Here is a 26942-nt window from a genome sequence, read left to right as displayed (position 1 = left end):
TCTGCGCTTACTTCTTCTTGTCGGCAGCGCGCCGCTGGGCGCGGTTCAGCGGCTGCTGGGCAGCCGGCGCCGGCGCTTCACCGTCGGTGCGCTGGCCGAACGCGCCGCGCACAGCGGGGGGCGTCGGCGCGACGGGCGCTGCGGGCGCGGATGCCGCGGCCTGGCGGGCCCGGCTGGTGGCCGCCTGCTGCACCTGGCCGCGTTCGTTTCGCACCTCGACTTCACCGGCGTCATTGGCCGCGGAGTACTGCAGACGCTGTCCCTCCACGGGCGCGATCGACAGACCCTTGGCCTCGACCTCGGCGGCGTTCTCTCCGTCCGCGCGGCGGACCTCGACCTCGAGGTTGTAGAGGTACCCGACTGACTCTTCCTTGATCTGGCCCATCATCTGCTGGAACATCTGATAGCCCTCGCGCTGGTACTCGATGAGCGGATCACGCTGCGCCATCGCGCGCAGGCCGATGCCGTCCTTCAGGTAATCCATCTCGTAGAGGTGGTCGCGCCAGCGGCGGTCGACGACCTGAAGCACGACCCGCCGCTCAAGCTCGCGCATGGCAGCTTCGCCGAGGCTTTCTTCGCGCTTCCGGTAGGCGATGCGTGCATCGGAAATGATCTCGCGCTTCAGTACCTCGGGGGTGACCTTGCCCTTGCTTCCGGACTCGGCGACGACCTCGTCGATTGTGAGAGAGACCGGATATAGCGTCTTGAGTTCGGTCCACAGCGCGTCGAAGTCCCAGCTCTCGGTGTGACCGGTACCCGTGTGATCGTCGATCAGCGTGCTGATGGCGTCCTCGATGAAGTGCTGGACGCGGTCGGCGATATCATCCCCCTCGAGGATGTGGCGGCGATCCGAGTAGATCGCTTCGCGCTGCCGGTTCAGGACGTCGTCGTACTTCAGCACGTTCTTGCGCAGCTCGGCGTTACGCGCCTCCACCTGCGATTGCGCGCTCTTGATCGCCCGCGAAACCATGCCCGATTCGATGGCGACGTCGTCGGGGAAGTTGGTGCGCGAGAGGATTGCCTCGGCAGCCCCTGACTGGAACAGGCGCATGAGGTCATCGGTCAGCGACAGGTAGAACCGGCTCTCTCCCGGGTCGCCCTGACGTCCCGACCGACCCCGCAGCTGGTTGTCGATGCGGCGCGACTCGTGCCGCTCAGTACCGAGCACGTATAGACCGCCGGCTGCCACAACCTTCTCGGCCTCTTCGGAAACGTGGTCGCGGGTGGACTGGTAGACGGCATCCCACTCGGCCTCGTACTCGTCCGGTGTCTCCACCGGGTCGAGCCCCTTGGTCTTCATCTCCTGAACCGCGAGGAACTCGGCGTTCCCGCCCAGCATGATGTCGGTTCCGCGCCCGGCCATGTTCGTCGCAACCGTGACTGCGCCCAGTCGTCCGGCGCGCGCCACGATCTCGGCCTCGCGAGCGTGGTTCTTCGCGTTGAGAACCTCGTGTTTGATGCCCTTCTTCGCGAGCAGACGCGACAGGTATTCGCTCTTTTCCACCGAAACGGTGCCGACGAGCACCGGCTGCCCCGACTCGTGGCGCTTCGCGATGTCTTCGACGACCTGAGCGAACTTCGCCGGCTCGTTCTTGTAGACGAGGTCGGACTGATCCTTGCGGATCATCGGCTTGTTCGTCGGGATCGCGACGACTCCCAGCTGGTAGGTCGACATGAACTCGGCAGCCTCGGTCTCGGCGGTGCCGGTCATGCCCGAGAGCTTGTCGTAGAGGCGGAAGTAGTTCTGCAACGTCACTGTCGCGAGAGTCTGGTTCTCGGCCTTGACCGGGACACCTTCCTTCGCCTCGATCGCTTGGTGGATGCCTTCGTTGTAGCGGCGGCCCACCAGGATTCGGCCCGTGTGCTCGTCGACGATCATCACCTCGTCGTTCATGACGACGTAGTCGGTGTCGCGCTTGAACAGGGCGAGCGCCTTGATCGAGTTGTTCAGGAACGAGATCAGCGGAGTGTTGACTGACTCGTAGAGGTTGTCGATCCCGAGATGGTCTTCGACCTTCTCGATACCCGGCTCGAGCACGCCGATCGTGCGCTTCTTCTCGTCGACCTCGTAGTCGATTCCCGGCTCGAGAGTGCGAGCGATCTTCGCGAACTCGGCGAACCACCGGTTCGCTTCTCCCGCGGAGGGGCCCGAGATGATCAGGGGTGTGCGGGCCTCATCGATGAGGATCGAGTCAACCTCGTCGACGATCGCGAAGAAGTGTCCGCGCTGGACGAGGTCCTCCCGGCGCCACGCCATGTTGTCGCGAAGGTAGTCGAAACCGAACTCGTTGTTCGTGCCGTAGGTGATGTCTGCGAGGTACTGCTCCCGGCGCACCTCGGGGGTCTGTCCCGACACGATCGTGCCGGTCGTCATCCCCAGCGCCCGGTACACACGCCCCATGAGGTCGGCCTGATAGCTCGCGAGGAAGTCGTTGACGGTAATCACGTGCACGCCCTTGCCCGCGATCGCGTTCAAGTACGCCGGAAGTGTCGCCACCAGCGTCTTGCCCTCACCGGTCTTCATCTCCGCGATGTTGCCGAGGTGCAGGGCAGCGCCGCCCATCAGCTGCACGTCGTAGTGCCGCTGACCGATCGTCCGCTTGGCGGCCTCCCGCACGGCGGCGAAGGCCTCGGGCATCAGCTTGTCGAGCGTCTCGCCAGCCTCGTAGCGGGTGCGAAACTCCGCGGTCTCGTCCCGCAGCTCGTCATCAGTCAGCTGCGAGTACTCGTCCTCGAGGGCATTGACCGCCTTCGCAACCTGCTGCAAGCGCCGCAGGAGCCGACCTTCACCGGCACGCAGGAGTTTCTCGAGAGGATTGGCCACGGAAAGCTCTCCATCTGTCAACGGCGGCACCCGGGGTGCCGACCCGGCGCGAACCGCGCGCGGACATACCGACTCATGTTACCGGGCCGTGACCTTGGCGTGCGCTGGGTCCGCTCCCAGCGGAAGCGTCCCCGCTTTCCCGCCCCAGCAAACGCGCACCCTGAGTCTCTCGGGGAAGACCCTGAAATGTCATCGACAGTGTTGGCCGTGCCCGCAGGCGCGGGATAGGTTGCACGCGGGGGATCACACGAAGCCATCCGCGCTCATCGGGGGAACGCTTCGTCGCGAATGGAAGGCGTATGTCTATGGCTGTGTGGCGTCGGTGGGTATTTCCCATCCTCTTCGTTATCGTGTTCGGGGCTCTCGCCGCCGCACTCGTGAAGATGGCGTTCTTCCCCGATACGGCGACGGCCTCGGCAGATCCGGGTGGGCAGATCACCGAGCCGGTTGTGCCCGTCGTCCGCCAGAGCGTGATCGACGAACTGACCCTCGAAGGAACGATCGCGCGCGACGACGCCGTGACGGTGCGTTCCGAGGTCGACGGAGCCGTCAGCGAGGTCAAGGTTGCACCGGGACAGTCGGTCGCAGCCGGTCAGGTCTTGATGACGATCAAGCAGTCCTATCCCGCCAAGACGATCGATGTGCTGGCCCCGGAGGCCGGCGAGGTGACCGCCGTGGCCGTGGTGAAAGGACAGCCGACGAGCATCGGAGGCGAAATCGCGACGCTCAGCCCCACCCGGTATCACGTGCAGAGCACCATCGAGCCGGTGCAGCTGTATCGACTGCTGAAGGCCCCGACCGAGGGCGAAGTCACAATCCAGGGCGGCCCCACGCCCTTCTCATGCACGGGCCTATCGGTGCAGGTGTCCGAAGACGGCACGACCAGCATCACGTGCGCCGTCCCGACCGACCAGACAGTGTTCGCAGGCCTTCGGACCGAGCTGTCCATCCGGGTAGCGACTGTCGATGATGCCCTGGTGGTTCCGGTCACTGCAGTGCGCGGTGGAGCAGGCACCGGGCTGGTGTGGGTGGATGCCGGCACCGGCGCCCCCCTCGAAGAGCGGGAAGTCGGACTCGGAGTCAGCGACGGCACCGTCGTGGAGGTCGTCTCCGGACTGACCGACGGCGAGCAGGTGCGCCAGTTCGTCCCCGGCCTCGCGGCCCCGAACGAACCGGTCTGCTACGACGACGGGATGGGTGGTCAGTTCTGCGAGGACCCGGGGTGGAGCTGGTGAGCCTTGTCAGGCTCGAGGGTGTGACCAAACAGGTCACACTCCCCGACGAGTCGACGCTCGACATCCTGCGCGGTGTCGACCTTGCGGTGTCGGCAGGAGACCACGTCGCGATCGTCGGCCGCAGCGGCTCGGGCAAGTCCACGCTGCTGAACATCCTGGGCCTCCTCGATCTGCCGACCTCGGGAACCGCAGAGTTTCGAGGCACGCCGGTCGCCGGCATCCGGCGTGGGCGCCTCGACCGGATGCGGGGGCGCGACGTCGGCTTCGTCTTTCAGCAGTTCCACCTGCTTGCCGGGCGCACGGCGCTCGAGAACGTCGAGATGCCCCTCGGGTACGCGAGTGGCAAGCAGTTCTGGCGCCGCCGGGAGCTTGCCCGCGCGATGCTCGACCGTGTGGGCTTGGCCCACCGGTTGGACACGCCGCCCGAGAGACTGTCGGGCGGCGAGCAACAGCGCGTCGCCATCGCGCGAGCCCTCGTACGCCGCCCGGCGCTTATCCTCGCCGACGAACCGACGGGGGCTCTGGATGTCGAAACCGGCGCCGCAGTGATGGCGTTACTCGACGACATTGCCACCGAGAGCGCCGCTGCCCTGGTGACGATCACTCACGATCTTCATGTGGCGGCTCGTGCGCGGCGGCATCTGCGACTGGCCGATGGTGTGCTCTCCCCCGTGGACCTTGACCGGGCGTTCGCTGACACCGCGCTCGGGGCGGTCTCGGCATGAGCGGGTTCATCGGCGCGCTCCTGGAGGCGTGGGCGGAACTTCGCCATCACAAGCTGCGGGTCCTGCTGAGCTTGATCGGTATCGCCGTCTCGGTTGCCGCCCTCACCGCGGTCGTCGCACTCGGCGAGTATCAGCGTCAGGCGGCAGCCGAGCAATCCGACCGCTACGGCGGGCGCGTCGCCACGATATCGGTGTCGGCATCGGTCACCGACGGAGCGCCCATGGACTGGGACAGCTTCGACGAGGACGTCTCGGGCGCCGCCGCCCGCTTCGAGCTGTCCTACGTCTCGCGGCTCGCGGCATCCGTGACCCTGCAGGTACAGACGCCGGAGTGGGTCAGGCCCGTCACAACGATGCTGGTGGATCCCGCGTACCCCGTCATCCATCGATCGACAGTTGCCGAGGGCCGCTGGTTCGTGCCCGGTGACGAGGGGCTGCTGGCGCCGCCGGTCGTCATCAGCTACCCCCTGTGGACGGCTCTGGGAGCACCGCCGTTGGCAACGCATCCGACGATGGAGGTGATCGGCGGCGCGGGAGGCACCTTCCCCATCATTGGCGTCACGCCCCGTGAGGGCGACTGGGACTCGAATAAGCAGATCTGGATGCTGTACGACGGATACCGGGATCGTGTGGACTCGCTGCCCGCCGAGACCGGGGTCACGTGGGAGCTCTGGGTTCCCGAAGAGATCGTGCCGACGGTCGGTGCGTTGCTGGCATCGGATGTCCGCGCCGCGGCCGGGGAGGCGGTGCAGGTATCGGTCTCGCGCACCGACTGGGGATCGCGTCCCGATGCGCAGGCGTCCGCGGCGATGTTCGAGCTCGTGACCGGTTCGATAGCCGTGCTGATCCTGGTGCTCGGCGGGTTGGGGCTGGTCAACATACAGCTGGTGGCCATGCGCCAGCGCATCCGCGAGATCGGCGTGCGCCGCAGCTTCGGGGCAACCGCGGGCCGGATCTTCACGGCGGTCCTCCTCGAGAGCGTCGTTGCAACCGCCGTTGCCGGTGTCGTCGGAATCGTGCTGGCCGTCGCCGTCATGCGCACGCCGATGGTGCTGACCATGTTCGGCGCCCTGCAGGATGTGCCGCCCTTCCCCGTGCGGGCGGCGATAACAGGGCTGATCGCATCTGTCGTCATCGGCGCGCTGGCGGGATTCCTTCCCGCACTGGTGGCGGTGCGCTCACGCGTCATAGACACCCTGCGCGTCTGACCACTCAGCCCGAACACGGCTGCGCGATTCTAGGATCGAGGCATGGCCGGCTTTTGGGGACGACGCAAGCGTGAACAGGCCGAGACGGCGCAACAGGATGCCGACCTCGCTCGCCGCGCGCAGAGCTCGCTCGTTGCGGCAGACGAACACATCCGACTCGCCGTCGACGAGGTCTCGTTCGCCGAAGCCGAACTCGGACCGAACGCGGTCGGCGACCTGCGCGCCGCGCTCGACTCGGTGCGAACCCACATGCAGGAGGCCTTCCACCTGCACCAGCTCAACCACGACGAGATACCCGATACCGCCGACGAACTCCGCACTCGAAACACCCGCATCGTCCAGCTGTGCGAGTGGGCAGAAGATCTCCTCGAAGATCGGATGGCGGCTCTTGCCGAACCGATCGAGCGGGCACGTCGGGCGCCCGAGATCATCGCCCGGGTCCGCGCTGACGCTGCCCGCGTCCGGGAACGCATTCCGCACGCACGTGAGACCGTGGCACGGCTTGCCACGAGGTATGCGCCGAGCGCGCTGGAGGGTGTCGCCGCGAACCCGGCCGAAGCCGAACAGCTCCTGAGCTTCGCTGAGCACAGCGCGGGAGTCGCCGAGCGTCGACGGGAAGCCGGACAACGGGAGCAGGCGAACCTCGCGATGGAAGCTGCCACCGAGGCTGCCCGACGCGCCGAAACCCTGGTGGACGCAGTCGAGACCTTCGAAGTCGAAGCCCTCCGAGCCGAGGCGACACTCGGCGCTATCGTCGAGGACTCGCGCGGGGATCTGATCGCTGCGCGCACCGCGCCGCAGGTCCCCGCGGTCATCGAGGCGATGTCGGCCCTGCAGGCGGCGCTCGCCGCCCTCCCTGCCGCGGGCGTGAACACCGACCCCTTCGAGCACCTGACTCGGATGCGGGAAGCCAACGCAGCGCTGGACGCGGCAGTCGCTGCGGCGCTAGAACGAGCTGCCCGCCCGATCCCGGAGCTCGGTCATGTGCGAAACGCGATCGATGACGCCGACCGCCAGCTCGCGGTGGCCCGAGATGTCATCGCGGGCCACCGCGGCTGGATCGGTGCCGACGCGCGCACGCGCCTTGCCGAAGCCGAGCGCGTCCGGGCGGACCTGGACCGCGTCGTCGGAGGCGCTGCCGCGACCGTCCCCACCATCCCCGAGGACGATCGCGATCAAGCCATGGAGTTCGCCCGCCGCTCCGCCCAGCTGGCAGGCGATGCGCTGCGGTATGCCCAGCGCGACATCGACGCATCCCGTCCCTCGGCCGGTCCGCATCCGCAGTGGGGCGGCCCGATGGAGGGCTTCGGGCGCCGGACCGGCGGCGGTTCGGACCTCGTGGGCGGAATCCTCGGGGGCCTTGTCATCGGCAGCATCCTGGACGGGATCTTCGACTGAGAGACGGATGCCGCAAGCTCTACGGCTCGCGGCATCCGTCTCCGATCTTGCGGCAGTGCCGCGGGCACTCAGCTCACGAGGGCCGCCGGGCTTGCCTCGGTGGTGAGGGAGATCACACCGTAGTCCCAGCCTTTGCGGCGGTACACCACGCTCGGGTGATCGGTTGCGGCGTTGATGAACAAGAAGAAGTCGTGTCCGACCAGTTCCATCCGGTCGACAGCCTCCTCGACCGTCATCCACTCCGCCTCGAATTCCTTCGTGCGGATGACGACTGGCGTGTATGCCTCGTCGTCCTCACCGTCGACGATCGGCACCTCGCCGGTCGCGACGCGCCGGAGGACATCTGCCGATGCGGGCTGGATGTCGATCCCGTCGAGCTCGCCGCGTTCCTTGTCGAACATCGCCTTGCGGGGGTGGTTTCGGGCATCGACCCTCTTGTCTTTGGCGCGTCGCAACTGCTCGCACAGCTTGTCGACAGCCATATCGAGCGCTGTGAACTTGTCGGCATCGGTCGCCTCAGCCCGCACCAGCGGACCTTTGCCGGTGAGCGTGAGCTCGACAGTGTGGTCTTCGACCCGGCCCGTGCGGTAAGTGCGATGAGTGACCTTGACATCGATGCGCTGCGCACGGGGTGCGAGGTGTTCGATCCGGACGAGTTTCTCTTCGACGACCGAGCGGAAGCGATCGGTGATACCGACTCCCACGCCGGCGATGTTCGTGTCCATCTTGACCTCCTTGTTTCCGGTCCGCCCGGTTCCAAGGGCGGACCATCAGTCGCCTTGTTACCCCCACGTTAGACCCTGGCCATCTGCCTGTCACGCACGATTTCCGCCGTGTCAGTATCCTCCGCCATAACCCCGGTAGACTGACTTTTGCCCGGTCCTCGGCGGCTCGGCGCGAGCCGATGAAGGCTATTGTTCGCGTGGTGAGCGCCCCTGGCCGGACGACCATCGCAGCGGCGTGGACGCGACGGTCACCGCCCCGAGAACCGCGACTCCCGCCTCGCGCAGCGCCTCGGCTGCCGCTCGAAGCGTCGCGCCGGTCGTGACAACGTCGTCGATCAACAGCACGGGGCGACCGGGCACGAATCGCACGGCGAACATGCCCTCGGTATTGCTTTCCCGCGCCGCCCGGCCAAGCGCCCGTTGATCCACGCCGGCACCGACACTGCGCAGGACCGGAACGCACCGCATGCCGGCCTGCCTGGCAATGAGGTCGACGACACGGTATCCGCGACGACGGAACGCAGCAGCTGACGAGGGGATCACGACAGGAATCACAGTTCCCGTCGCGAGTGCGGCAACCAGCCCGCCGGGCACGAGATCGGCCCGCTCGAGCGTCGTGCGCAGGGCAGCCCCCAGAGGGCGGACGAGTCGGGTCCTCCCCTCGGCCTTGAGGGAGCGCATCACCCCGACCACCGGACCGTCGTACGCGACGGCGCTGAACACGGTGAGCTCACCCACCATCCGGCACCGCGTGGTGCTGCGGCGCAACTCCAGCTCACACGAATCGCACAGCGAGGAGTCTGGCCGACCGCATCCGGCGCAGTCGACGGGAATCAGCCACGAGAGCGCCTGTGAGGCGGCATCGCGTGTCCACTCGACTCCGCGATGGATACGAGAGGTGGTCACGACCCCACCGTGCACGGGCATTGAGGCCTCACGAGCTCACGTTCGGGTGACTGGGGATAGCGCTCTCTCACGCCCGGCTCGGGAGAAAGGTTCGAGTCACTGCTGCGGGGTGCCCTGCTGCACCGCCAGGAGCGAGATGCCCTCGGCGGTCTGCAGCCAGTTCGCTCCGCGCCGCACGTACAGTCCCCCGTCATCGGATCTCAGCCGGATACTCGACGTCGCCGTCGCCACCGTTGTGATCGACGCGCCGGCCGGCCCAGCGATCGTCGAGGACGTACCTCCGACTACCTGCTCGACGATCTCGGTCTCAGTTCCCGATCGCGTGACCACCGCGACAGTGACATCGTCGGTCCACACCATCGACACCGCCTCTCCGGAGATCGTCCCGGCAACGATCGGCTCGCCGAGCCGCGCCGGTACCCCCCGGTTATCGCTTTCATCGCGAATGACGCCCGACAGCCATAGCTCGGTTCGGTCCCCGATGCGCACGACGCCCGCCATGCGGGTGCCGTCCCGCGAGATCGACATCGCTTGCACGTCTGTGGCGCCCGCCGCGGCCCACGGCTGGGAGAGCAGGGGTGATTCGATGTCTGGACCGAAAGCGGTGAGGGCTGCCGGCGATCGCGCCGGAATACTCCACACATAGCCTCGGGCATCGATCACCGGATCCCGCAAGCCGCTACGGGTGTCGAGCACGACGACGTCATCGGAAACGTCAGCACGGGCAACCGAGCCATCGGCCGAACGCACTGCCGCACTCTCCTGATTCGGTCCGACCTGCACCGCAACCGGGTTGCTTCGCACGACCGCACTCGAGAGCCCCCCGATCGGCGTCAGCTCACTGCCCGACAGGAAACCGAACCCCTCGTCGGTCAACACGAGCGGGCCCCCGGTAACTGCAGTGGATCGGGTCTGGACCGGCGTTGCAGCGATGGGGACGCCATCAACTGTCAGTTGCACCTCGGTGATCCCGGCGGTAGCGAGGCTCGCCTCGAGCTGCGTGGCCATTCGATCGACCGTGAGCTGCTGGAGCGCGAGGACCTCAGGAGAGAGCTCCACCTGCGCGGTACCGGCGCTTTGCGGCACAGACGAATAGACGGAGGTGACATCGTCAGTGAAGGCAGTGGTCACGACCCCGGCGAGCCAGTCGCTCGGCTGCTCATCGACCAACGCAGTGGTGATACGCACGGCGGCGGACGTCGTCGGGAACCATCTCTCGTCGGGAACGAGATAGGTCCACGAGGTATCGAAGTACATCACGGAGTAACGATGGAACACTGTCCCGAACACGCTTTCGTCCAGGACGATCCCGTCGGGAGCCTTGGAGATCCGCCATTGGCCTGCGACCTGTATCAGCTCGAACGCGAGTGTCGCGGTGCCGCCCAGAGCCGGCTCGTAGCGGCCCGTCGCATCGACGCTGGCGACGGGAGCGAGGATGACTTTCACGGTGTCGTCGACCGCTGGCTGCGCAACGATTTCGCCGGTGGGCACGACCGCCACACCGGCTGAGGGGTCCCATGAGGACTGGATCGCGGGCGCCAGGAAGGACCGGGCGGTTGCCCAGTCAGCGCTAGACCCGGACCCTGCGAGCAGGAAACCCTCGACGATCTCCTCCTGGGTGGCGCCCGGCTGCGGTCCGTCCGGGAAGAAGCGCACCTCGGGTCCGGTGCGTACCTCGTCGACGGGCCGGCCGGCCGTGACAGGACCGCTGACAGGAAGTCCCGCACAAGCGGAGAGCACCAGGATGCCGAGTATCGCCAGCACGGTGCCGATGAGCCGCCTCATGATCCGCCCCCCGCCGCCCGATCGCCGCTCGGAATCGTCGAGATCGGCTGGGTGTGTTCGAAAGCGTCGACCGTGTTCTCGTCACCGGGGTCGAGCGGAATCGGCGAGTCCAACGGAAGCGCCGCGGGCCCCGTCCGGTGCGCGCCGCGTGGAAGAGTGAGCACGAAGTGGGCACCGCGTCCGGGTTCCGACCACACTGCCAGGTCTCCCCCGTGCAGCTTCGCGTCACCGAGCGAGATCGCAAGGCCCAGTCCCGTGCCGCCGAGGGTTCGCTTGCGGGACGGATCGGCGCGCCAGAACCGATCGAACACGCGTGCGGCATCCTCGGCGGCGATGCCCATTCCGAAGTCTCTCACCCCAACGGCGACGGCCTGCTGATTACTGTCCACGGTGACCACGACCGGCTTACCCTCCCCGTGTTCGATCGCGTTGCCGATCAGATTCCGCAGGATCCTGCGCACGCGCCGGGCGTCCATGTCCACGGGCGAGTAACCGCCGGGGGCGACCAAGCGTAGATCAGTGTTGTGTTGGTGAGCGATCTGCTCCATTGACGCGATGACGTCCTCCGCGACGTGGGCAAGGCTCGTCGGCTCCAGTTCAAGCTGCACGGATCCCGCGTCGTACCGACTGATCTCCAAGAGGTCACTCAGAAGCACTTCGAAGCGCTCGACCTGAGCGGCAAGCAACTCGGCGGCGCGCGCTGTCGCCGGATCGAAATCATCCCGACGGTCGTTCAGCATGTCGGCGGCCAGCCGAATAGTGGTCAGCGGGGTTCGCAGCTCGTGCGAGACATCGGAGACGAATCGTTGCTGCACGAGCGACAGATCGGCAAGCTCCTTGATTTGCGTCTCGATGCTGTCCGCCATGGCGTTGAAGGACTCGCCCAGCGTCGCGAGCTCGTCTTCGCCACGCACCGGCAGCCGGACCCCCAGCTCCCCCGCCGCGAGCTTTGCGCTGGTCTGTGCAGCTTCACCGATGGGAGTGGTTACCGAGCGGAGCACGAACCAGGCGATGCCCCCGATGAGCAGGACCAGGGCAACCCCTACGACCCACAGTGTGGCCTGCACGAACCGCAGGGTCTGATCAGCTCCCTCAAGGCCATACGCGTAGTAGACCTCGAAGTCGCCGACCTGCGGGAAGATCAGCTGCTGCCCCACGACGATGCCCGGGGTGCCTGCGGCGTCGAGGGCGACAGACTGCCACCATTGCTGATTGGCGTCGGCTCGCACCTTCTCACGCAGGCCCTCGGAAATGATCGCCGTGTCGAACTCGCCGACGCGGTATGCCTGCGCAGCGGGATCAGAGGCCCCGATCCGGAACGTCGCGATCATGTCGGTCGACGATTGCTGCTGCAGGGCAGTGCGCAACCCGAGCCACACGCGCTGGATCTGTGCCGGGTCCCCCTGCGTGTCGGCTCCGTCGAGCACTGTCTGCGCGGATGCCGTTGCGCGAAGCGCCTGCTCGGTGACTTCGTCGCGCCGGGACGCGAAAAGATCATCCTGAATAGCCAGGGCCGTCCAGGTCACGGCGATCAGGATGGCGAAAGCTGTCAGCACGATCGTCACCGAGAGTGTGCGAAACCGCAGCGAGCGTCGCCACAGGTGCACGAGGTTGTCGGGCCACGCCCTCCAGTTGCGCCGCCAGATCAGCGGACGAAACGACGGCTCGGCGGCCCCTCGGGAGCCCACTGTCTCACCTCACGCGACCGCTGCACGCGGCCCGATCGTCGACGACGCTCACTCCACAGCACCGGCCCGGTAGCCCACACCGCGCACTGTCGTCACGATGCGCGGGTTGTCGGGGTCAAGTTCCACCTTGGCGCGCAGCCGCTGCACGTGCACATTGACCAGGCGCGTGTCGGCCTTGTAGTGGTAGCCCCAGACCTGCTCGAGGAGCATCTCCCGCGAGAACACCTGCTGCGGCTTGGAGGCAAGCGCGACCAGGAGCTCGAACTCCAGGGGCGTGAGCAAGATCACGTCATCACCGCGTCGTACTTCGTGGCCCGCGACATCGATCGTCAGATTCCCGATCCGCAGCGTCTCCTGCGACGGCTGCCCGCCGGGGCGCAGTCTGGTCCGGATGCGGGCCACGAGCTCTTTCGGGTTGAACGGCTTGACGATGTAATCGTCAGCACCGGATTCGAGCCCGCGGACGACATCCGCGGTGTCGGTGCGTGCCGTCAGCATGATGATCGGGATGCCCGACTCGGCACGAATAGCCGTGCAGATCTCGATGCCGTCGCGACCGGGAAGCATGAGATCGAGCAGGATGAGGTCGGGGCGTTCCGCGCGCCAGGTGTCCACAGCGGCGTTTCCGTCGGCGCAGAAAACCGTGTCGAACCCTTCCGTGCGCAGCACGATCCCGATCATCTCCGCCAGTGCGGTGTCGTCGTCGACAACCAGGATGCGTGAGTTCATCGCGCCTTCGTTCCTTGCGTCCAGCCTGCGCACTGGCGGCAGGCGGCCGCGTGTGCTTCCCCCGAGAGTAGTCGACTCCACCTGTGCGCACGCCGTTGATTCGCGCGCGCGTCGGTGCCGGCTCGGGCGGCGGGTGGCACGCCCGACGCGATGGTAACTGGCATGAGCGGGTCTGCGTCCCGTGTGACACGATGGAAACTCGCGTCGATTCCAGCCAGTAGGAGGAACCCGTGACCGCGTACCCGTCTTGGACGCCTGCGCCGCGGCCCGGGATCATCCCGCTGCAGCCGCTGACGTTCGGCACGATTCTGGGTCGTTCGTTTTCGGCGCTGCGGCACAACCCCAAGGTGCTGCTGGGGTTCGCGATGGTCGTGCAGACCGTCGCATACCTTGTCGTAACCATTGCGATCTCGGGAATCGCGTTCGCAAGCTTCTCACGGCTGGACACGGTGCCGGCGGGCACCGACGAGTGGGATGCCGTCTTGACGGGATCGATAACGCTCACCGCGCTGTCGGGCCTGGTGCTCGGTCTTCTCGCTGGTGCGGTTGGTGTTCTCGTTCAGGCCGTGGTGATCTCCGACGTTCTGCACGCTGCGGTGGCCGAAAAGATGACGCTGCGGATGCTGTGGCAGCGTGTGCGGCCCGTGGCCTGGCGACTGATCGGCTACACGATCCTTCTCTCGCTCGCGATCGGCGTGATCGTGATCATCGTCGGTGGTCTGATCGCCGTGCTCGCTGTCGCCGTTCCCGCCGCCGCGGTCATCCTCGGAATCCTGGTGATCCTCGCTGCCATCCCCCTCAGCCTCTGGCTCGCCGTGAAGCTTCTGCTCGTTCCGGCGGTCCTGATCGTCGAGCACACGTCGCTGGGGGCGGCGCTCGGTCGCTCATGGCGGCTCTCACGGGGCCGGTTCTGGGTGATCCTGGGAATCCTGGTGCTCGTATCGCTCGTTTTCGGTGCCGTCGCACAGGTCGTCAGCATCCCGTTCTCGTTCCTCGCCTCCGCGCTGACAACGGTGATCGCCCCCACGGGTGATGAGAGCGCAGCGGCGATCATCGGCATTGTCGCAACCCTCGGTCTCACGCAGATCGTGACGCTTCTCATCCAGTCGGTCGCGGTCATCGTGCAATCCACCGCCGCGGGACTCGTGTACATCGACTGTCGGATGCGGCACGAGGGCCTGGACCTCGACCTCCTCGAGTACGTCGATCGCAGAGACGCGGGAGACACCGACCTCCCCGACCCGTACGTCGTTCACGTCGGGCGCGCCGCTCAACCGCGCTGGCCCACCGCGTACGGGCAACCTGCCCCGTTCGCCCCTCCGCCGGGCTACACGATCGCTCGCCCGCCCGCCGCGGAACAGACATCCGCGTCGCCCGCAGCCGCCCCGCCGGCCCCAGACCAATCGCCGCCGGCCCCGACCGCCGGACCCGATGACGATCAGACGACATGGGCGATGCCTCGGTGATCTCAGAGATCCCTCTCATTCCGGATGGCGAGCAAGCTCGAGACTGGGCTGTGCAGGAGCTCGCGGATCCGGTCTATCAGGCGGCGCAGCCGACCTGGTTCGACCGAGCCGCACAGGCGGCCCGGGATGCCCTCGCCTCCCTGTTCTCACCCGACGTCGCGCCGGAGTGGGCGGCTATTCTCGCCCTTGTCGCCGCCATCATCGCCATCGCTGTCATCGTCATCGCGATTCTCGTGTGGGGGGTACCTCGGCGCACGTCCTCGCGAAGAGCCCGCACCGGCGAACTGTTCGGAGACATCGACTATCGAACCGCCGAGGGGCTGCGGACGGCGGCCGAGGCTGCCCGGAACCGTCGAGACTGGGACGCGGCTATCGTGCTGCGCTTCCGGGCAGCAGCCCGCGGCCTGGACGAACGGGGACTGATCGAGCTCGCTCCCGGAACGACTGCACGGCAGTTCGCGGTGCGCGCCGATGCTCTGGCAGCGCCGGTGAGCGCGGGAGCCAGAGAAGCGGCCACCGTCTTCGAGGACGTGCGCTACCTTCAGCGGCCCGGGACCGAGACAGGATACGTCGTGGTGGCCGCGGCCGACAGCGCGCTGGCCAGGCTCGAATCCGCGCAGGGCGCACCCGCCGAGGTTCACGCGTCATGAGCCTCGATGTCCGCGAGCGGCGTGTTGCTGGCGCCGACCTCTCGACCTCCAGCGCCCGCCGCGGCTCGATACTCGGATGGATAGCGATCATCGTCGGGCTCATCGCGGTCGGAATCGTCGGTGCGAGCATCGTCGGTGGCGGCGAATGGAGCCAGCGCGAGTCGCTCGATCCTGAGTCCGCGGCCCCGACGGGCACCCGGGCGCTGGCACGCATCCTGGCCGAGCAGGGCGTTGAGGTGCGGGTAGTCCGCTCGCACGAGCAGGCTGCCGCAGAACTGCGTGACGGCGCGGCGACACTGGTGCTCCCCGATGCACCTGCGCTCTCCGACGACGCGATCTCCGCCCTTGCCGCGCCAGCGGCAGACGTCGTCCTCATCGACCCGCGCTCGCGGACGCTCCGCCTGATAGCCGATGGGGCGAACGCGGTGGGCGTCGCCGACGATGCGCTCGTGCAGCCGCAGTGCTCGGTACCGGAGGCGCAACGGGCTGGAGCGATCCGTCCGCGAACGGTCTTCCTCGCTACGGATGCCGCCCAGTGCTATCCGGCAGCCGGAGGCTTCGCCCTGCTGGTGCGCGAAACCGTCCGTTCCGATGTCCCGGGCACCCAGCGGGTGTCGGCAGTCGACGGGGCTGCGCTCTTCACGAACGAACACCTAGCCGAGGACGGCAATGCCGCCCTCGCGCTGGGTCTGATGGGAAGAAACGCCACGCTCGTCTGGTACGTTCCGTCGGTCGCCGACACCGACCTGGACCCGGCCAGCCCGTCCCTCGGCGAACTCACTCCCCCGTGGGTCAGCCCCGTGATCGTCCTCATGCTGGTGGCCGCCGTCGCGGCGGCGCTCTGGCGCGGCATCCGTTTCGGACCGCTTGTCGGCGAACGGCTGCCGGTGACGGTGCGCGGCGAAGAGACGACGCGGGGGCGGGCGCACCTCTACGCACGATCCGGCGACACTGCGCACGCCGCGTCCCTGCTGCGCCACGGCGCGCGCGTGCGGATCGCGCGGCTGCTCGGTCTGTCGGGGTCGTCGTCGGCAGCAGAAGTCGCCGACGCACTGGCCAGCGTGTCGGTGTCTTCGCGGGAGGAAGCGCGAACCATCCTGGACGGCGCACCCCCGACGTCGCGGCGCGACCTTGACGAGCTTCACGACCGATTGCGCAGACTCGAAGCCGCAGCACGGTCGGCACTTCACCCTGAAAGGAACAACCGATGACGACCTCCGACCCGGCACCGACCACGGCCGACGCCCCTACCGCCGACGATTCCGCCCGAGCCGCCGTCGGTCGCGTACGTGACGAAATCGGCAAGGCTGTCGTCGGGCAGGATGCCGCGATCACGGGCCTCCTGATCGCGCTGCTTGCCCGCGGACATGTCCTGGTCGAGGGCGTACCCGGTGTCGCCAAGACGCTGCTGGTACGGGCCTTCAGCCGCGCGCTCGGGCTTGAGACCAAGCGCGTGCAGTTCACTCCCGATCTCATGCCCGGCGATGTGTCTGGCTCGCTCATCTACGACGCCCGCTCGGGCGAATTCGAGTTTCGCGAGGGGCCGGTCTTCACCCACATCCTGCTGGCCGACGAGATCAACCGCACGCCGCCGAAGACCCAGGCGGCCCTGCTGGAGGCGATGGAAGAGCGTCAGGTATCGACCGACGGCGTGACCCGCCCGCTGCCCGATCCCTTCCTTGTCGCTGCCACCCAGAACCCGATCGAGCACGAGGGCACCTACACCCTCCCCGAAGCGCAGCTCGACCGGTTCCTCCTGAAGCTCATCGTCGACATGCCCGCGCGCGACGCGGAGGTCACGGTGCTGCGCCGACACGCCGACGGTTTCTCGCCGCGCGATCTCGACGAGGCCGGCGTGCAGACCGTCGTCACCGCCGCCGACCTCCGGGCGGCCCAGGCTGCGGTCCGGAACGTGACAGCCGCGGACGACGTCCTGGGCTACATTGTCGACCTCGCGCAGGCGACGAGGCAGAGCCCCTCCGTGCAGCTGGGTGCGAGCCCGCGCGCCGCAACCGCGCTGCTTGCGACGGCGAAAGCGTGGGCGTGGCTCGGGGGGTCACCGGCCATCACCCCCGACCACGTGCAGACGATGCTGCTGCCCACGTGGCGGCACCGTCTGCGACTTCGCCCGGATGCCGAGCTCGAAGGCGTCTCGGTCGAGGCACTGCTTCAGAGCATCCTGCAGCAAACACGCGTCCCGCTGTGAGCGCCGTATGTATGTGACCGGTCGGTACCCCCTGCTCGTGGGGGCCGGCGTTGTTCCCGTGATCCTCGGCTCGGTCGGCGGAATCCCCGCCTGGGCTGGGGCGGCCGCCTGGCTCGGATTCTGCCTCCTCCTGCTGGGTCTCGATGTGCTGTCAGCCCCCAATCCGCGTCGGGTGAACATCACGCGCGCTGGGCCGACAAAGGTGCTGCGTGACCAGCCGTCGCAGGTGACGGCAGCAGTCGTCAATACAGGTACGCGAACCCTCCGCATCCGCGTCCGAGACGCCTGGCAGCCGACGGCTGGCGCTACTACAGGAACGGCGGTGATACGGATTGACCCGGGCGCTTCGGGTCGCGTGGTCACCTCGCTGCTGCCGCGCCGGCGCGGAGAACTGCGCAGCGCCGGACTCGCGGTTCGGTCGGCTGGGCCTCTCGGGCTCGCGGGTCGGAGCGCACTCATCGCGGTTCCGGGAAGCATCCGTGTTCTGCCGCCGTTCACCTCGCGGCGTCACCTCCCTTCACGCCTTGCGCGGCTGCGCGAACTCGACGGCAACACCAGCGTCCAGGTCCGGGGGCAGGGCACCGAGTTCGACTCCCTGCGCGAGTACGTGCGCGGCGACGATGTGCGCTCGATCGACTGGCGCGCCACGGCCCGGGCCAGCGCCACGATGCTGCGCACGTGGCGCCCCGAGCGCGACCGCCACATCGTCATCATCATCGATACCGGTCGCACCGCGGCGACACGCGTCGACGACGGTGTGCGACTTGATGCCGCGATGGAGGCAGCCCTCCTCCTCTCAGCGCTCGCTGCGCAAGCGGGCGATCACATCCACCTGTTGATGTTCGACCGAGCAGTGCGTGCCCGGGTGACCGGCCGCGACGGCGCAGCGCTGCTGCCGGCCCTCGTCGACGCCATGGTCGCCGTGGATGCCGGGCTCATCGACACCGACTGGGACGCCGCCTTTGCGCAGGCCCGGCTCCTGACCACCCGACCCTCGATGGTCGTCGTACTCACGGCGCACGACGATCCGGAGGCCTCGCGCGGCTTCCTCGGCGCTCTCCCCCTCGTTCCCAGCCACACGCACGTTCTGGTCGCCGCGGCCCAGCCGGAGCAAACCGAGGCGTCACAATCCGATGCGTTCGAGGCCGCAGCCCGGGAGCGCGCCCGGTGGGACGCCGACCGAATGGTGACGGCGCTCTCCCGAGCGGGCGTCGATGCCCTGTCGGCATCCGCCGAGGAACTGCCACCGCGCGTTGCCGACCGTTACCTCGCGCTCAAGGCGCTCGGCCGGCTCTGAACGGCGAACCGCGGCCCGACCGCGGGGTCACAGGTGAAAACCGGGGTGATTTCGCACGCGCGGGGCATGTCGTTTGCCTGTGATTCGCCTGAGAGCGCTAGGTTTCGGCCGAATGAAAGGAGCCAGAGATGGCTGAAACCACTTCCACCCCCGGCACAGCAACGAAGCTGATCGCCGAGGCACTGGGTACGTTCCTGCTCGTGTTCGGGTCGATCGGCACCGCCCTGTTCGCCGCGAACTTCGGCGCGAGCGAGAACGGCACCTCGCTCGGCGTCGGCTTCCTCGGAGTCTCCCTCGCCTTCGGACTGACCCTGATGGCCGGCATTTACACCTGGGGTCCGATCTCGGGCGGCCACTTCAACCCGGCCGTCACGTTCGGGCTCGCCGCTGCAGGACGCTTCGCGTGGAAGGACGTTCCCGGCTACCTCATCGCTCAGGTCATCGGCGGCGCCGTCGGCACGACACTCATCGTGCTCATCGGCCTGTTCGGACCCGACGGGTGGCTCAGCGCCGCACAGGATGGCGGCTTCGCGAGCAACGGCTACGGCACAGCATCCCCCGGCGGGTTCGGCCTCGGCGCTGCCATCGTCGCCGAAATCCTCCTCACCGCGATCTTCCTGCTCGTGATCCTCGGCGTCACGCATCCCCAGCGCAACGCGGAGAAGTTCGCGGGACTCGTCATCGGCTTCACGCTCACGATGATCCACCTCGTCTCGATCCCGATCGACAACACCTCCGTCAACCCCGCCCGCTCGATCGCGACTGCCATCTACGGCGGCGGCGAGGCACTCGCCCAGCTGTGGGTGTTCATCGTGTTCCCCCTGGTCGGAGGCCTCCTGGCCGGTTTCGCCCACCGCGCGCTGTTCGAGCGCAAGCCGCTCCCGCCGATTCAGGCGGAAGCCCGCGTCAGCTGAGGTCCCGGCCCAGCGCGGCTGCCGAATCACGCGCGTGCGGCAGCTTCGTGCATCCGCTGCGCATTGATACGCCGCACATGCACACATCCGCAGCATGCGCGGTGTCACCGGCGGCGACGGATGCCGGCGACCACCCGCAGAATACCGAAGCGGCCCGCCTCCGAGGAGACGGGCCGCTTCGGTATGGATGCTGAGACCGAGGCTCAGACCAGGTCGAACCGATCGAGCTCGGTGACCTTGCCCCACGCCTTCACGAAGTCGCGGACGAACTGCTCGTTCGCGTCGTCGCTCGCGTAGACCTCGGCGATCGCCCGCAGCTCGGAGTTGGATCCGAAGAGCAGGTCGACGCGGGTGCCGCGGCCCACCAGCTCGCCCGATCCGTCCTTCGTGCCCTCGAACGCGTGCTGACCGGGGTCCAGCGCGCGCCACGTGGTGCCGAGGTCGAGCAGGTTCACGAAGTAGTCGTTCGTGAGCACACCCGGGCGCTCGGTCCACACGCCGTACGCCGAGCCGTCATAGTTGCCCGCGATGACCCGGAGTCCACCCACGAGCACGGTCATCTCGGGGGCGGTGAGGGTCAGCAGGTTTGCCTTGTCGATCAGCAGGTGCTCTTCGGGCAGACCGGATGCCGCGGCGATCGGACCCAGGTAGTTGCGGAAGCCGTCGGCTGCCGGCTCGAGGTACTGCATGGATTCGACATCCGTCTGTTCCTGCGTCGCATCGGTGCGTCCCGGGTGGAACGTCACGACAGCCTCGACGCCGGCATCCTTCGCCGCCTTCTCGACACCGGCGTTGCCCGCCAGCACGATGAGGTCGGCCAGCGACACCTTCTTGCCGCCCGGCGCCGAGGCGTCGAAGTCAGCCTTGATGCCCTCGAGTACGCCGAGGACCTTTGCGACCTGGGCGGGGTTGTTGACCTCGAAGTCCTTCTGCGGAGCAAGGCGCAGGCGAGCGCCGTTGACGCCACCGCGCTTGTCGCTGCCGCGGAAGGTGGATGCCGCCGCCCACGTGGTCTGCACCAGCTCGGCGACAGTGAGACCCGACTCGAGGATGCGCTGCTTGAGCGCCGCGGCGTCAGCCTCGTCGATCAGCGGGTGGTCGACCGGGGGCACCGGGTCCTGCCAAACGAGCTCCTCAGCGGGAACTTCGGGTCCCAGGTAACGAGCCTTGGGCCCCATGTCGCGGTGCGTCAGCTTGAACCATGCCCGCGCGAAGGCGTCAGCGAAGGCCGCGGGGTCTTCGAGGAACCGGCGCGAGATCTTCTCGTACTCGGGGTCGAAGCGCAGCGCGAGGTCGCTGGTGAGCATCCGGGGCTCACGGCGCTTGGACGGGTCGTGGGCGAGGGGCACCATGTCGGCGCCGCCGCCGTTGACCGGCCGCCACTGGTTGGCGCCTGCGGGGCTCTTCATAAGCTCCCACTCGTAGCCGAACAGGATGTGGAAGAACTCGTTGTCCCAGCGCGTCGGGTGGTAGGTCCAGGTGACCTCGAGACCACTCGTGATCTGGTCGTCGCCCTTGCCCGAGCCGAAGTTGTTCTTCCAGCCCAGACCCTGCATCTCGGGACCGGCGGCCTCGGGGTTGTTCTCGAGGTACGAGTCGGATGCCGCGCCGTGCGTCTTGCCGAAGGTGTGACCACCGGCGATCAGCGCAACGGTCTCCTCGTCGTTCATCGCCATCCGCTTGAAGGTCTCCCGGATGTCGATGGCCGATGCCAGCGGGTCGGGGTTGCCGTTCGGACCCTCGGGGTTGACGTAGATGAGTCCCATCTGCACTGCGGCGAGCGGACGCTCGAGGTCGCGCTCGCCGGTGTAGCGCTCGTCGCCGAGCCAGGTGGTCTCGGGGCCCCAGTAGACGTCGTCATCCGGCTCCCACGCATCGATACGTCCACCGGCGAACCCGAACGTCTCGAAGCCCATGTTCTCGAGCGCGACGTTGCCGGCGAGAATCATGAGATCGCCCCACGATAGCGCGCGCCCGTACTTCTTCTTGACCGGCCACAGGATGCGGCGAGCCTTGTCGAGGCCGACGTTGTCGGGCCAGCTGTTCAGCGGCGCGAACCGCTGCTGGCCGGTGCCACCGCCGCCACGTCCGTCCATCACGCGGTAGGTGCCAGCGCTGTGCCAGGCCATACGGATCATGAGCGGGCCGTAGTTGCCGAAGTCAGCCGGCCACCAGTCCTGCGAGACCGTGATGGTCTCTTCGATGTCCTTCTTCACGGCGTCAAGATCGAGGGACTCGAACGCGGCCTTATAGTCGAAGTCACCGCCGTAGGGGTTCGCCTCAACGGGGTTCTTCGCGAGGATCTTGAGGTTCAGCTTGTTCGGCCACCACACTTGGTTGGCCGAACCGTTCGTGGGGTGGGGCTGCGCGTGGATGACGGGGCAGGCACCCTCGCCCGTGGCCTCGGCGATCTCCGCCTCGTCGGTGTCGGTGACGGTGACCGACTGCTCGATGTCATTGGGCTGTTCCCCCAGGGGAGTGACTGCCGGGTCGTTTTCGCTCATGATCGTCCTTCCGTGACGGTCGGGTTTTCGGTGGGTGATGAGGGGTCGACGTCTGAGGCGGAGCAGGACGCACACCTGCCCCAGAAAGTGATCTCGGCCTGCGAGAGCGTGAAGCCGTGCATCTGCGAGGGATGCAGACACGGTGCTTCGCCGGTGACGCAGTCGACGTCTTCGACGCGCCCGCACGAGGTGCACACCAGGTGGTGATGGTTATCGTCGATGCGCACTTCGAACCGCATGGGCTGGCCAGCCGGCTGGATGCGGCGAACGAGGCCGGCACCGGCGAAGTCACCGAGCGCGTTGTAGACAGATTGGAGCGTGGTGCCGGGGGCGCGGCGGTCGACATCCGCGAAGATCGCGTCGGCACTCGCGTGCGGGTGCTCGCGAAGAGCGTCGAGCACCGCGAGCCGCGCGCTGGTGACTCGGAGCCCCGCTGCGCGGATCGCGGATTCGGCCGACTCAGCATCGGCAGCCCCCGCGTCATCCATCACGCCCTCGACGCTATCGCATTTTTGATCAGTTCAAAAGGAGCGCGCGGCGACGGCGATCATCCGCCAGTCCACAGCCGAGCGGTGCCGGCGTGGAACTCCGTAAGGTCCCCCGTCTCACCGGCACGCACCGCTCGCCGCCCGACGACGAGCATGTAGACCAGAAACGCCGCGAGCGCCGCGGTTCCGATTCCGATCTTGAGGGCCCACGGCCACGCCTGCGCCGTCACGAATCCCTCGATGACCCCCGCCACGGCGAGCGCGAACACGAGTCCGATCGCAACTGTCGCCAGGGCCCGCCCCTGCGACGCGAGCGCTTCCCCCCGGGTGCGCGGGCCAGGCGCCACCCACGACCAGAACAGGTGAAGCCCTGCCGCGACGGCGACGAAGACGCAGGTGAGCTCCAGTTGGCCGTGCGGAAGGATAAAGAGGAAAAACGTGTCGATGCGGTCGAAGGCTGCGAGCACGGCGGCTGCTGTCCCGACCGCGACGGCATTTTGTACCAGCACCATGACCGGCCAGATGCCGGTGATCCCGAACAGCACGCTCTGGGCTGCGATCCACGCGTTGTTCGTCCATACCGTGCCCGCGAACACGGCAGCAGGGTTCTCGCTGTAGTAGCCCTCGAACTCGACCTCCGCGTAATACTCGAGTTGCACCTGCGAGCCCAGCGAAGCGATCAGCGCCGGATCGCGGGAGATCCAGGTCGCGACCACCGCGGCGACCACCACGAACAGTCCTGCGACGGCGAGGGTGGTCCATCGCAGCCGGTAGAGCGCTGCCGGCAGCTGCCACACGAAGAAGCGCGGTACCTGCCGCAGCGGGTTCTCACCGCGCCCCGTCAGCCGCCGCCGTGCGCGGGCAAGCAGCAACGACACGTAGTCGCCTTCGGCAGTGCGCCCGGCGGTGGTCTTGATGTCGGCGAGATCCGCGGACGCGGCCCGATACCGGGTGACCAGTTCATCGATCTCGGCCCCCGAGAGCCTGCGGGAGCGGGCGAGCTGGTCCAGCCGCGCCCACTCGGCGCGTCGCGCGTCAGTCAGGGCATCGAGATCCACTTGCTTTACTGTACCCATGCCCCCCGAGCACCTGACGACGGTCGAGATCCGGCAGGACGAAGTGCTCACCGGCGAGGCTGTCGCGCTCGACATCCAGCCGTTGAGCTTCTTCCAGCGGGCCCTCGGGTGCCTGATCGACGTGATAGCCGCTGTGGTGCTTCTCATTGCGCTGGCCGTTGTCGCGAACTGGCTGCTGGGCGGCGCCTTTCTGGATGCCGCAGCGGCGCCCATCCTCGGAATCACGACAGTGGTTGTCGTTCTCGTGCTCGTTCCGGCGCTCGTCGAAACGCTCACTGGCGGGTCAAGCCTCGGGCGATGGGCGGTGGGCGGCCGCATCGTCCGCGTCGATGGCGGCGCGGCGGGTTTCCGTCACGCGTTCATCCGCGCTTTCATCGGGGTCCTGGAGATCTGGCTGACCGCGGGAGCGGTGGCGGCGATCGTCGGCGCGTTCACACCACGAACGCAGCGCCTGGGCGATCTGGTCGCCGGCACGTACTGCGAGCGATCGCGCGCGCCGAAGCTTCAGCCGCGCCCCGTCGAGCTGCCCCCGACTCTCGCGAGTTGGGCAGCCGTTGCTGACGTCGGGCGCATGCCCGATCGGTTGGCGCGGCGGGTTTCGCAGTTCGCCCACCAGGCCGCCTACCTCGACCCGGCCGCGCGGGCACGGGTCGCCGCCGCCCTGGCGACAGAGGTCACCCCCTACGTCTCGCCCGTCCCGCCTGTGGACCCCGAGACAATGCTGCGCGGTGTGGTCGCCCTGCGGCGGGCGCGCGAAGGGCGAGCTCTTGCTCTGCAGAACGAGCGCCTCGCGGCCCTGACCGCCGGGGATGCCGATACGACGACGATCCGGACAGTGCGTCAGTAGCGGTAGTGCTCGAGCTTGTACGGTCCCTCGACCGGAACGCCGATGTAGGCCGCCTGATCGCCGGAGAGCTGCGTCAGCTGTACGCCCAGCGCGGGAAGGTGCAGTCGCGCCACCTTCTCATCGAGCGCCTTCGGGAGCGTTGCGACACCGAGCGCATAGTTCTCACGCTTGGTCCAGAGCTCGATCTGCGCGAGAACCTGGTTGGTGAACGACGCACTCATCACAAAAGAGGGGTGCCCCGTCGCGTTCCCGAGGTTCATGAGGCGTCCTTCGCTGAGAACCAGGACGCTTCGGCCGGTGGGAAGTCTCCACTCGTGCACCTGCGGCTTGATCTCGACACGCTCGGCTCCGGCGAGACTTTCCAGGCCCGCCATGTCGATCTCGTTGTCGAAGTGTCCGACGTTGGCGACGATCGCGAGGTGCTTCATTGCGAGCAGGTGGTCCACGGTGACGACGTTGCGGTTACCCGTTCCCGTGATGAGGATGTCGACCTGACCGATGACATCCTCGAGCCGGGCGACCTGGAACCCGTCCATGGCGGCCTGGAGCGCGCAGATCGGGTCGATCTCGCTCACGATGACGCGAGCGCCCTGGCCGCGCAGGGCCTCAGCGGCTCCCTTGCCGACATCCCCGTACCCGGCGACGAACGCGACCTTCCCTCCGATGAGCGCATCGGTTGCGCGGTTGAGACCATCGGGCAGGGAGTGGCGGATGCCGTACTTGTTGTCGAACTTGGACTTGGTGACCGAGTCGTTCACGTTGATCGCGGGGAAGAGCAACTCGCCGTCGCGTGCCAGCTCGTAGAGCCGGTGGACGCCTGTTGTGGTCTCTTCGGTCACGCCGACGAGCTCTTGGCTCATCCGCGTGAAGCGCTCGGGGTCCCGCGCAAGGGAGCGCCGCAGCACGTCGAGGACCACCCGATACTCCGCGGAGTCGCCCGGAGCGGCATCCGGCACGGCCCCCGCCTTCTCGAACGCGACGCCCTTGTGGACGAGGAGGGTGGCGTCGCCGCCGTCGTCGAGGATGAGGTTCGGGCCGTCGAAGCCCTCGGCCGACCAGTCGAAGATGCGGTCGGTGCAGTCCCAGTACTCGGCGAGCGTCTCACCCTTCCACGCGAACACCGGAACACCCTGCGGCGCGTCGACGGTTCCGGTCGGGCCGACCACGACGGCAGCCGCGGCTTCGTTCTGGGTGGAGAAGATGTTGCAGCTGGCCCACCGCACTTGAGCGCCGAGAGCAACGAGAGTCTCGATCAGAACCGCGGTCTGCACCGTCATATGCAGAGAGCCGGCGATCCGCGCACCGCGCAGCGGCTGCCGGGGACCGAACTCCTCGCGCAGAGCCATCAGGCCCGTCATCTCGTTCTCGGCGAGGCGGATCTGGTGACGGCCGGCGTCTGCGAGGGCGAGGTCGGCGACGGCGTAATCGAGCGCGGCGATCGTGGGGGTCGACATGCCCGCCATTCTCCCACGACGCGGACGGTCGAGACTTCGCCGCCGTCAGGCTCGCAGGGTCTCGTGGCGCACGACGACCCAGCCGCGCGGCATGGCAAGCCGCTCGGTGTGGATGCTGCACAGATCGTGCGCGTGGATCACGGCCTCCGGACCCAGCGGGCCGAGAACCGCCATCTGGTCGCCGTAATCGTAGGTGAGCGTGGCGACGGCCTCCCGTGCGCACGCGATCTTGGAGCACAACCGTTCACGCATCACCGTCACGGTACCCGCGAGCCAGTGCTGACGACCCCCGCCACGCGGGACAGATGACAGCCTGGTGACGATCGGGCGCAGCGTCGATGCATCGCGGGGGCGATCTAGGATGGGCGCATGGCCTGGCGACGCTCCCGCTCAGCCCCGGCGAGATCCCGGCGCCCGGCGCGTCATGGGCGCCACGGGCGCGTAGGACGGAGCCCCGTCGTTCGTCCGCCGCTCCCACCCCTGGATACCCGCATCGACCGGTTCGATCTCACCGTCGGCACCGCGGCGGAGTTCCTTCGCTCGGCGTGGGAGGAGCTTCGCGACGTCAGCTTCGAAATCGGCGACATGCCCCCCGCAACGGATGCCGACGGCATCCCCCGGTGGGCGGTACTGACCGACCAAAAGCGCATCATCCTGTACCGGGTGCCGCTGGAGCGCCTGTCGCACCTGCACCGCAACGATGATCTGCATCGCCGGATGATGATCGAGGGGGCAGTGTTCCGAGCTGCGGCGCAGTACCTCGGCAAGGATCCGTGGGATCTCGGCCCCGACCGCTTCCGCTACTTCTGAGGATTGC

General features: G+C 67.6%; 23 protein-coding genes. 12 read left to right on the top strand and 11 right to left on the bottom strand.

The window, feature by feature from the left end; translation table 11 throughout:
• Window positions 1-7: 7 nt before the first annotated feature.
• Window positions 8-2824, bottom strand: a complete 2817-nt coding sequence (gene secA / locus LL236_RS04440) for a preprotein translocase subunit SecA (protein ID WP_228177593.1) — start codon at window positions 2822-2824, stop codon at window positions 8-10.
• A 305-nt stretch (window positions 2825-3129) separates the two neighbouring features.
• On the opposite strand from secA, the gene LL236_RS04435 reads away from it, so the two are divergent.
• From LL236_RS04435 to LL236_RS04420, 4 genes are read left to right on the top strand one after another with little or no spacing between them, the layout of a single operon-like run.
• Entirely contained in the window at window positions 3130-4059 is a 930-nt protein-coding gene (locus tag LL236_RS04435; RefSeq protein WP_228177592.1) for an efflux RND transporter periplasmic adaptor subunit, read from the top strand.
• Window positions 4056-4784, top strand: a complete 729-nt coding sequence (locus LL236_RS04430; protein WP_228177591.1) for an ABC transporter ATP-binding protein — start codon at window positions 4056-4058, stop codon at window positions 4782-4784. The genes LL236_RS04435 and LL236_RS04430 overlap by 4 nt, the downstream gene beginning before the upstream one ends.
• The gene (locus LL236_RS04425) at window positions 4781-5992 is read left to right on the top strand and encodes an ABC transporter permease (protein ID WP_228177590.1); all 1212 of its coding nucleotides are present in this window, start codon (window positions 4781-4783) and stop codon (window positions 5990-5992) included. The genes LL236_RS04430 and LL236_RS04425 overlap by 4 nt, the downstream gene beginning before the upstream one ends.
• 42 nt (window positions 5993-6034) lie before the next feature.
• The gene (locus LL236_RS04420) at window positions 6035-7390 is read left to right on the top strand and encodes a hypothetical protein (RefSeq protein ID WP_228177589.1); all 1356 of its coding nucleotides are present in this window, start codon (window positions 6035-6037) and stop codon (window positions 7388-7390) included.
• A gap of 68 nt (window positions 7391-7458) precedes the next feature.
• On the opposite strand, the gene hpf is transcribed toward LL236_RS04420, so the two are convergent.
• The 5 genes from hpf to mtrA form a co-directional block, all read right to left on the bottom strand.
• Window positions 7459-8115: a ribosome hibernation-promoting factor, HPF/YfiA family gene (gene hpf, locus LL236_RS04415; protein WP_228177588.1), complete on the bottom strand. Its 657-nt coding sequence runs from the start codon at window positions 8113-8115 to the stop codon at window positions 7459-7461.
• A 186-nt stretch (window positions 8116-8301) separates the two neighbouring features.
• The gene (locus LL236_RS04410; protein WP_228177587.1) at window positions 8302-9021 is read right to left on the bottom strand and encodes a ComF family protein; all 720 of its coding nucleotides are present in this window, start codon (window positions 9019-9021) and stop codon (window positions 8302-8304) included.
• 96 nt (window positions 9022-9117) lie between these two features.
• Window positions 9118-10806, bottom strand: a complete 1689-nt coding sequence (locus LL236_RS04405; protein ID WP_228177586.1) for an LpqB family beta-propeller domain-containing protein — start codon at window positions 10804-10806, stop codon at window positions 9118-9120.
• Window positions 10803-12494 (bottom strand): MtrAB system histidine kinase MtrB, encoded by a 1692-nt coding sequence (mtrB, locus tag LL236_RS04400; protein WP_228177585.1) that lies wholly within the window; start codon window positions 12492-12494, stop codon window positions 10803-10805. The genes LL236_RS04405 and mtrB overlap by 4 nt, the downstream gene beginning before the upstream one ends.
• Window positions 12495-12542: 48 nt before the next feature.
• Entirely contained in the window at window positions 12543-13223 is a 681-nt protein-coding gene (mtrA, locus tag LL236_RS04395) for an MtrAB system response regulator MtrA (protein WP_228177584.1), read from the bottom strand.
• Window positions 13224-13453: 230 nt separating this feature from the next.
• On the opposite strand from mtrA, the gene LL236_RS04390 reads away from it, so the two are divergent.
• The 6 genes from LL236_RS04390 (at window position 13454) to aqpZ (ending at window position 19756) form a co-directional block, all read left to right on the top strand.
• Window positions 13454-14689 carry a hypothetical protein gene (locus LL236_RS04390; RefSeq protein ID WP_228177583.1) on the top strand — a complete coding sequence of 412 codons (1236 nt, stop codon included), beginning with the start codon at window positions 13454-13456 and terminating at the stop codon, window positions 14687-14689.
• Complete coding sequence (locus LL236_RS04385) at window positions 14671-15339, top strand: DUF4129 domain-containing protein (protein ID WP_228177582.1); 669 nt, start codon at window positions 14671-14673, stop codon at window positions 15337-15339. The genes LL236_RS04390 and LL236_RS04385 overlap by 19 nt, the downstream gene beginning before the upstream one ends.
• Window positions 15336-16550 carry a DUF4350 domain-containing protein gene (locus LL236_RS04380; protein WP_228177581.1) on the top strand — a complete coding sequence of 405 codons (1215 nt, stop codon included), beginning with the start codon at window positions 15336-15338 and terminating at the stop codon, window positions 16548-16550. The genes LL236_RS04385 and LL236_RS04380 overlap by 4 nt, the downstream gene beginning before the upstream one ends.
• On the top strand, window positions 16547-17545 hold the full coding sequence (locus LL236_RS04375; protein WP_228177580.1) for an AAA family ATPase: 999 nt from the start codon (window positions 16547-16549) through the stop codon (window positions 17543-17545). Before LL236_RS04380 ends, LL236_RS04375 begins: the two co-directional genes overlap by 4 nt.
• Window positions 17546-17582: 37 nt before the next feature.
• A complete protein-coding gene (locus LL236_RS04370) occupies window positions 17583-18842 on the top strand; it encodes a DUF58 domain-containing protein (RefSeq protein WP_228177579.1) in 1260 nt (419 codons plus the stop codon).
• A gap of 128 nt (window positions 18843-18970) precedes the next feature.
• Complete coding sequence (gene aqpZ / locus LL236_RS04365; protein WP_228177578.1) at window positions 18971-19756, top strand: aquaporin Z; 786 nt, start codon at window positions 18971-18973, stop codon at window positions 19754-19756.
• A 203-nt stretch (window positions 19757-19959) separates the two neighbouring features.
• On the opposite strand, the gene katG is transcribed toward aqpZ, so the two are convergent.
• From katG to LL236_RS04350, 3 genes are read right to left on the bottom strand one after another with little or no spacing between them, the layout of a single operon-like run.
• Window positions 19960-22260, bottom strand: a complete 2301-nt coding sequence (gene katG / locus LL236_RS04360) for a catalase/peroxidase HPI (protein ID WP_228177577.1) — start codon at window positions 22258-22260, stop codon at window positions 19960-19962.
• Window positions 22257-22748 (bottom strand): Fur family transcriptional regulator, encoded by a 492-nt coding sequence (locus LL236_RS04355; protein WP_228177820.1) that lies wholly within the window; start codon window positions 22746-22748, stop codon window positions 22257-22259. The genes katG and LL236_RS04355 overlap by 4 nt, the downstream gene beginning before the upstream one ends.
• 59 nt (window positions 22749-22807) lie before the next feature.
• Entirely contained in the window at window positions 22808-23806 is a 999-nt protein-coding gene (locus LL236_RS04350) for a stage II sporulation protein M (RefSeq protein WP_228177576.1), read from the bottom strand.
• A gap of 16 nt (window positions 23807-23822) precedes the next feature.
• On the opposite strand from LL236_RS04350, the gene LL236_RS04345 reads away from it, so the two are divergent.
• Complete coding sequence (locus tag LL236_RS04345; RefSeq protein ID WP_228177575.1) at window positions 23823-24671, top strand: RDD family protein; 849 nt, start codon at window positions 23823-23825, stop codon at window positions 24669-24671.
• Here LL236_RS04345 and ahcY read toward each other — a convergent pair.
• Window positions 24665-26125: an adenosylhomocysteinase gene (ahcY, locus tag LL236_RS04340; protein WP_228177574.1), complete on the bottom strand. Its 1461-nt coding sequence runs from the start codon at window positions 26123-26125 to the stop codon at window positions 24665-24667. The two genes, LL236_RS04345 and ahcY, sit on opposite strands and share 7 nt — an antisense overlap.
• Before the next feature lie 45 nt (window positions 26126-26170).
• Complete coding sequence (locus LL236_RS04335; RefSeq protein ID WP_195693236.1) at window positions 26171-26377, bottom strand: DUF3499 family protein; 207 nt, start codon at window positions 26375-26377, stop codon at window positions 26171-26173.
• Between the two features lie 117 nt (window positions 26378-26494).
• Between LL236_RS04335 and LL236_RS04330 the strand changes: the two genes are divergently transcribed.
• On the top strand, window positions 26495-26935 hold the full coding sequence (locus LL236_RS04330; protein ID WP_228177573.1) for a metallopeptidase family protein: 441 nt from the start codon (window positions 26495-26497) through the stop codon (window positions 26933-26935).
• Window positions 26936-26942: the final 7 nt, after the last annotated feature.

The sequence above is a fragment of the Microbacterium schleiferi genome, from assembly GCF_020781975.1.
Classification (GTDB): Bacteria; Actinomycetota; Actinomycetes; order Actinomycetales; family Microbacteriaceae; genus Microbacterium.
Note: the sequence above shows the minus strand (reverse complement) of the source record. Positions and strands in the feature narration are given on the sequence as shown.

Bases quoted from the DNA above. Each gene is read 5' to 3' on its own strand.
- LL236_RS04435 (WP_228177592.1), top strand. From the start codon at position 3,130: ATGGCTGTGTGGCGTCGGTGGGTATTTCCCATCCTCTTCGTTATCGTG.
- LL236_RS04425 (WP_228177590.1), top strand. From the start codon at position 4,781: ATGAGCGGGTTCATCGGCGCGCTCCTGGAGGCGTGGGCGGAACTTCGC.
- LL236_RS04420 (WP_228177589.1), top strand. From the start codon at position 6,035: ATGGCCGGCTTTTGGGGACGACGCAAGCGTGAACAGGCCGAGACGGCG.
- hpf (WP_228177588.1), bottom strand. From the start codon at position 8,115: ATGGACACGAACATCGCCGGCGTGGGAGTCGGTATCACCGATCGCTTC.
- LL236_RS04405 (WP_228177586.1), bottom strand. From the start codon at position 10,806: ATGAGGCGGCTCATCGGCACCGTGCTGGCGATACTCGGCATCCTGGTG.
- mtrA (WP_228177584.1), bottom strand. From the start codon at position 13,223: ATGAACTCACGCATCCTGGTTGTCGACGACGACACCGCACTGGCGGAG.
- LL236_RS04385 (WP_228177582.1), top strand. From the start codon at position 14,671: ATGGGCGATGCCTCGGTGATCTCAGAGATCCCTCTCATTCCGGATGGC.
- LL236_RS04380 (WP_228177581.1), top strand. From the start codon at position 15,336: ATGAGCCTCGATGTCCGCGAGCGGCGTGTTGCTGGCGCCGACCTCTCG.
- LL236_RS04375 (WP_228177580.1), top strand. From the start codon at position 16,547: ATGACGACCTCCGACCCGGCACCGACCACGGCCGACGCCCCTACCGCC.
- aqpZ (WP_228177578.1), top strand. From the start codon at position 18,971: ATGGCTGAAACCACTTCCACCCCCGGCACAGCAACGAAGCTGATCGCC.
- katG (WP_228177577.1), bottom strand. From the start codon at position 22,260: ATGAGCGAAAACGACCCGGCAGTCACTCCCCTGGGGGAACAGCCCAAT.
- LL236_RS04355 (WP_228177820.1), bottom strand. From the start codon at position 22,748: ATGGATGACGCGGGGGCTGCCGATGCTGAGTCGGCCGAATCCGCGATC.
- LL236_RS04345 (WP_228177575.1), top strand. From the start codon at position 23,823: ATGCCCCCCGAGCACCTGACGACGGTCGAGATCCGGCAGGACGAAGTG.
- ahcY (WP_228177574.1), bottom strand. From the start codon at position 26,125: ATGTCGACCCCCACGATCGCCGCGCTCGATTACGCCGTCGCCGACCTC.
- LL236_RS04335 (WP_195693236.1), bottom strand. From the start codon at position 26,377: ATGCGTGAACGGTTGTGCTCCAAGATCGCGTGCGCACGGGAGGCCGTC.
- LL236_RS04330 (WP_228177573.1), top strand. From the start codon at position 26,495: ATGGCCTGGCGACGCTCCCGCTCAGCCCCGGCGAGATCCCGGCGCCCG.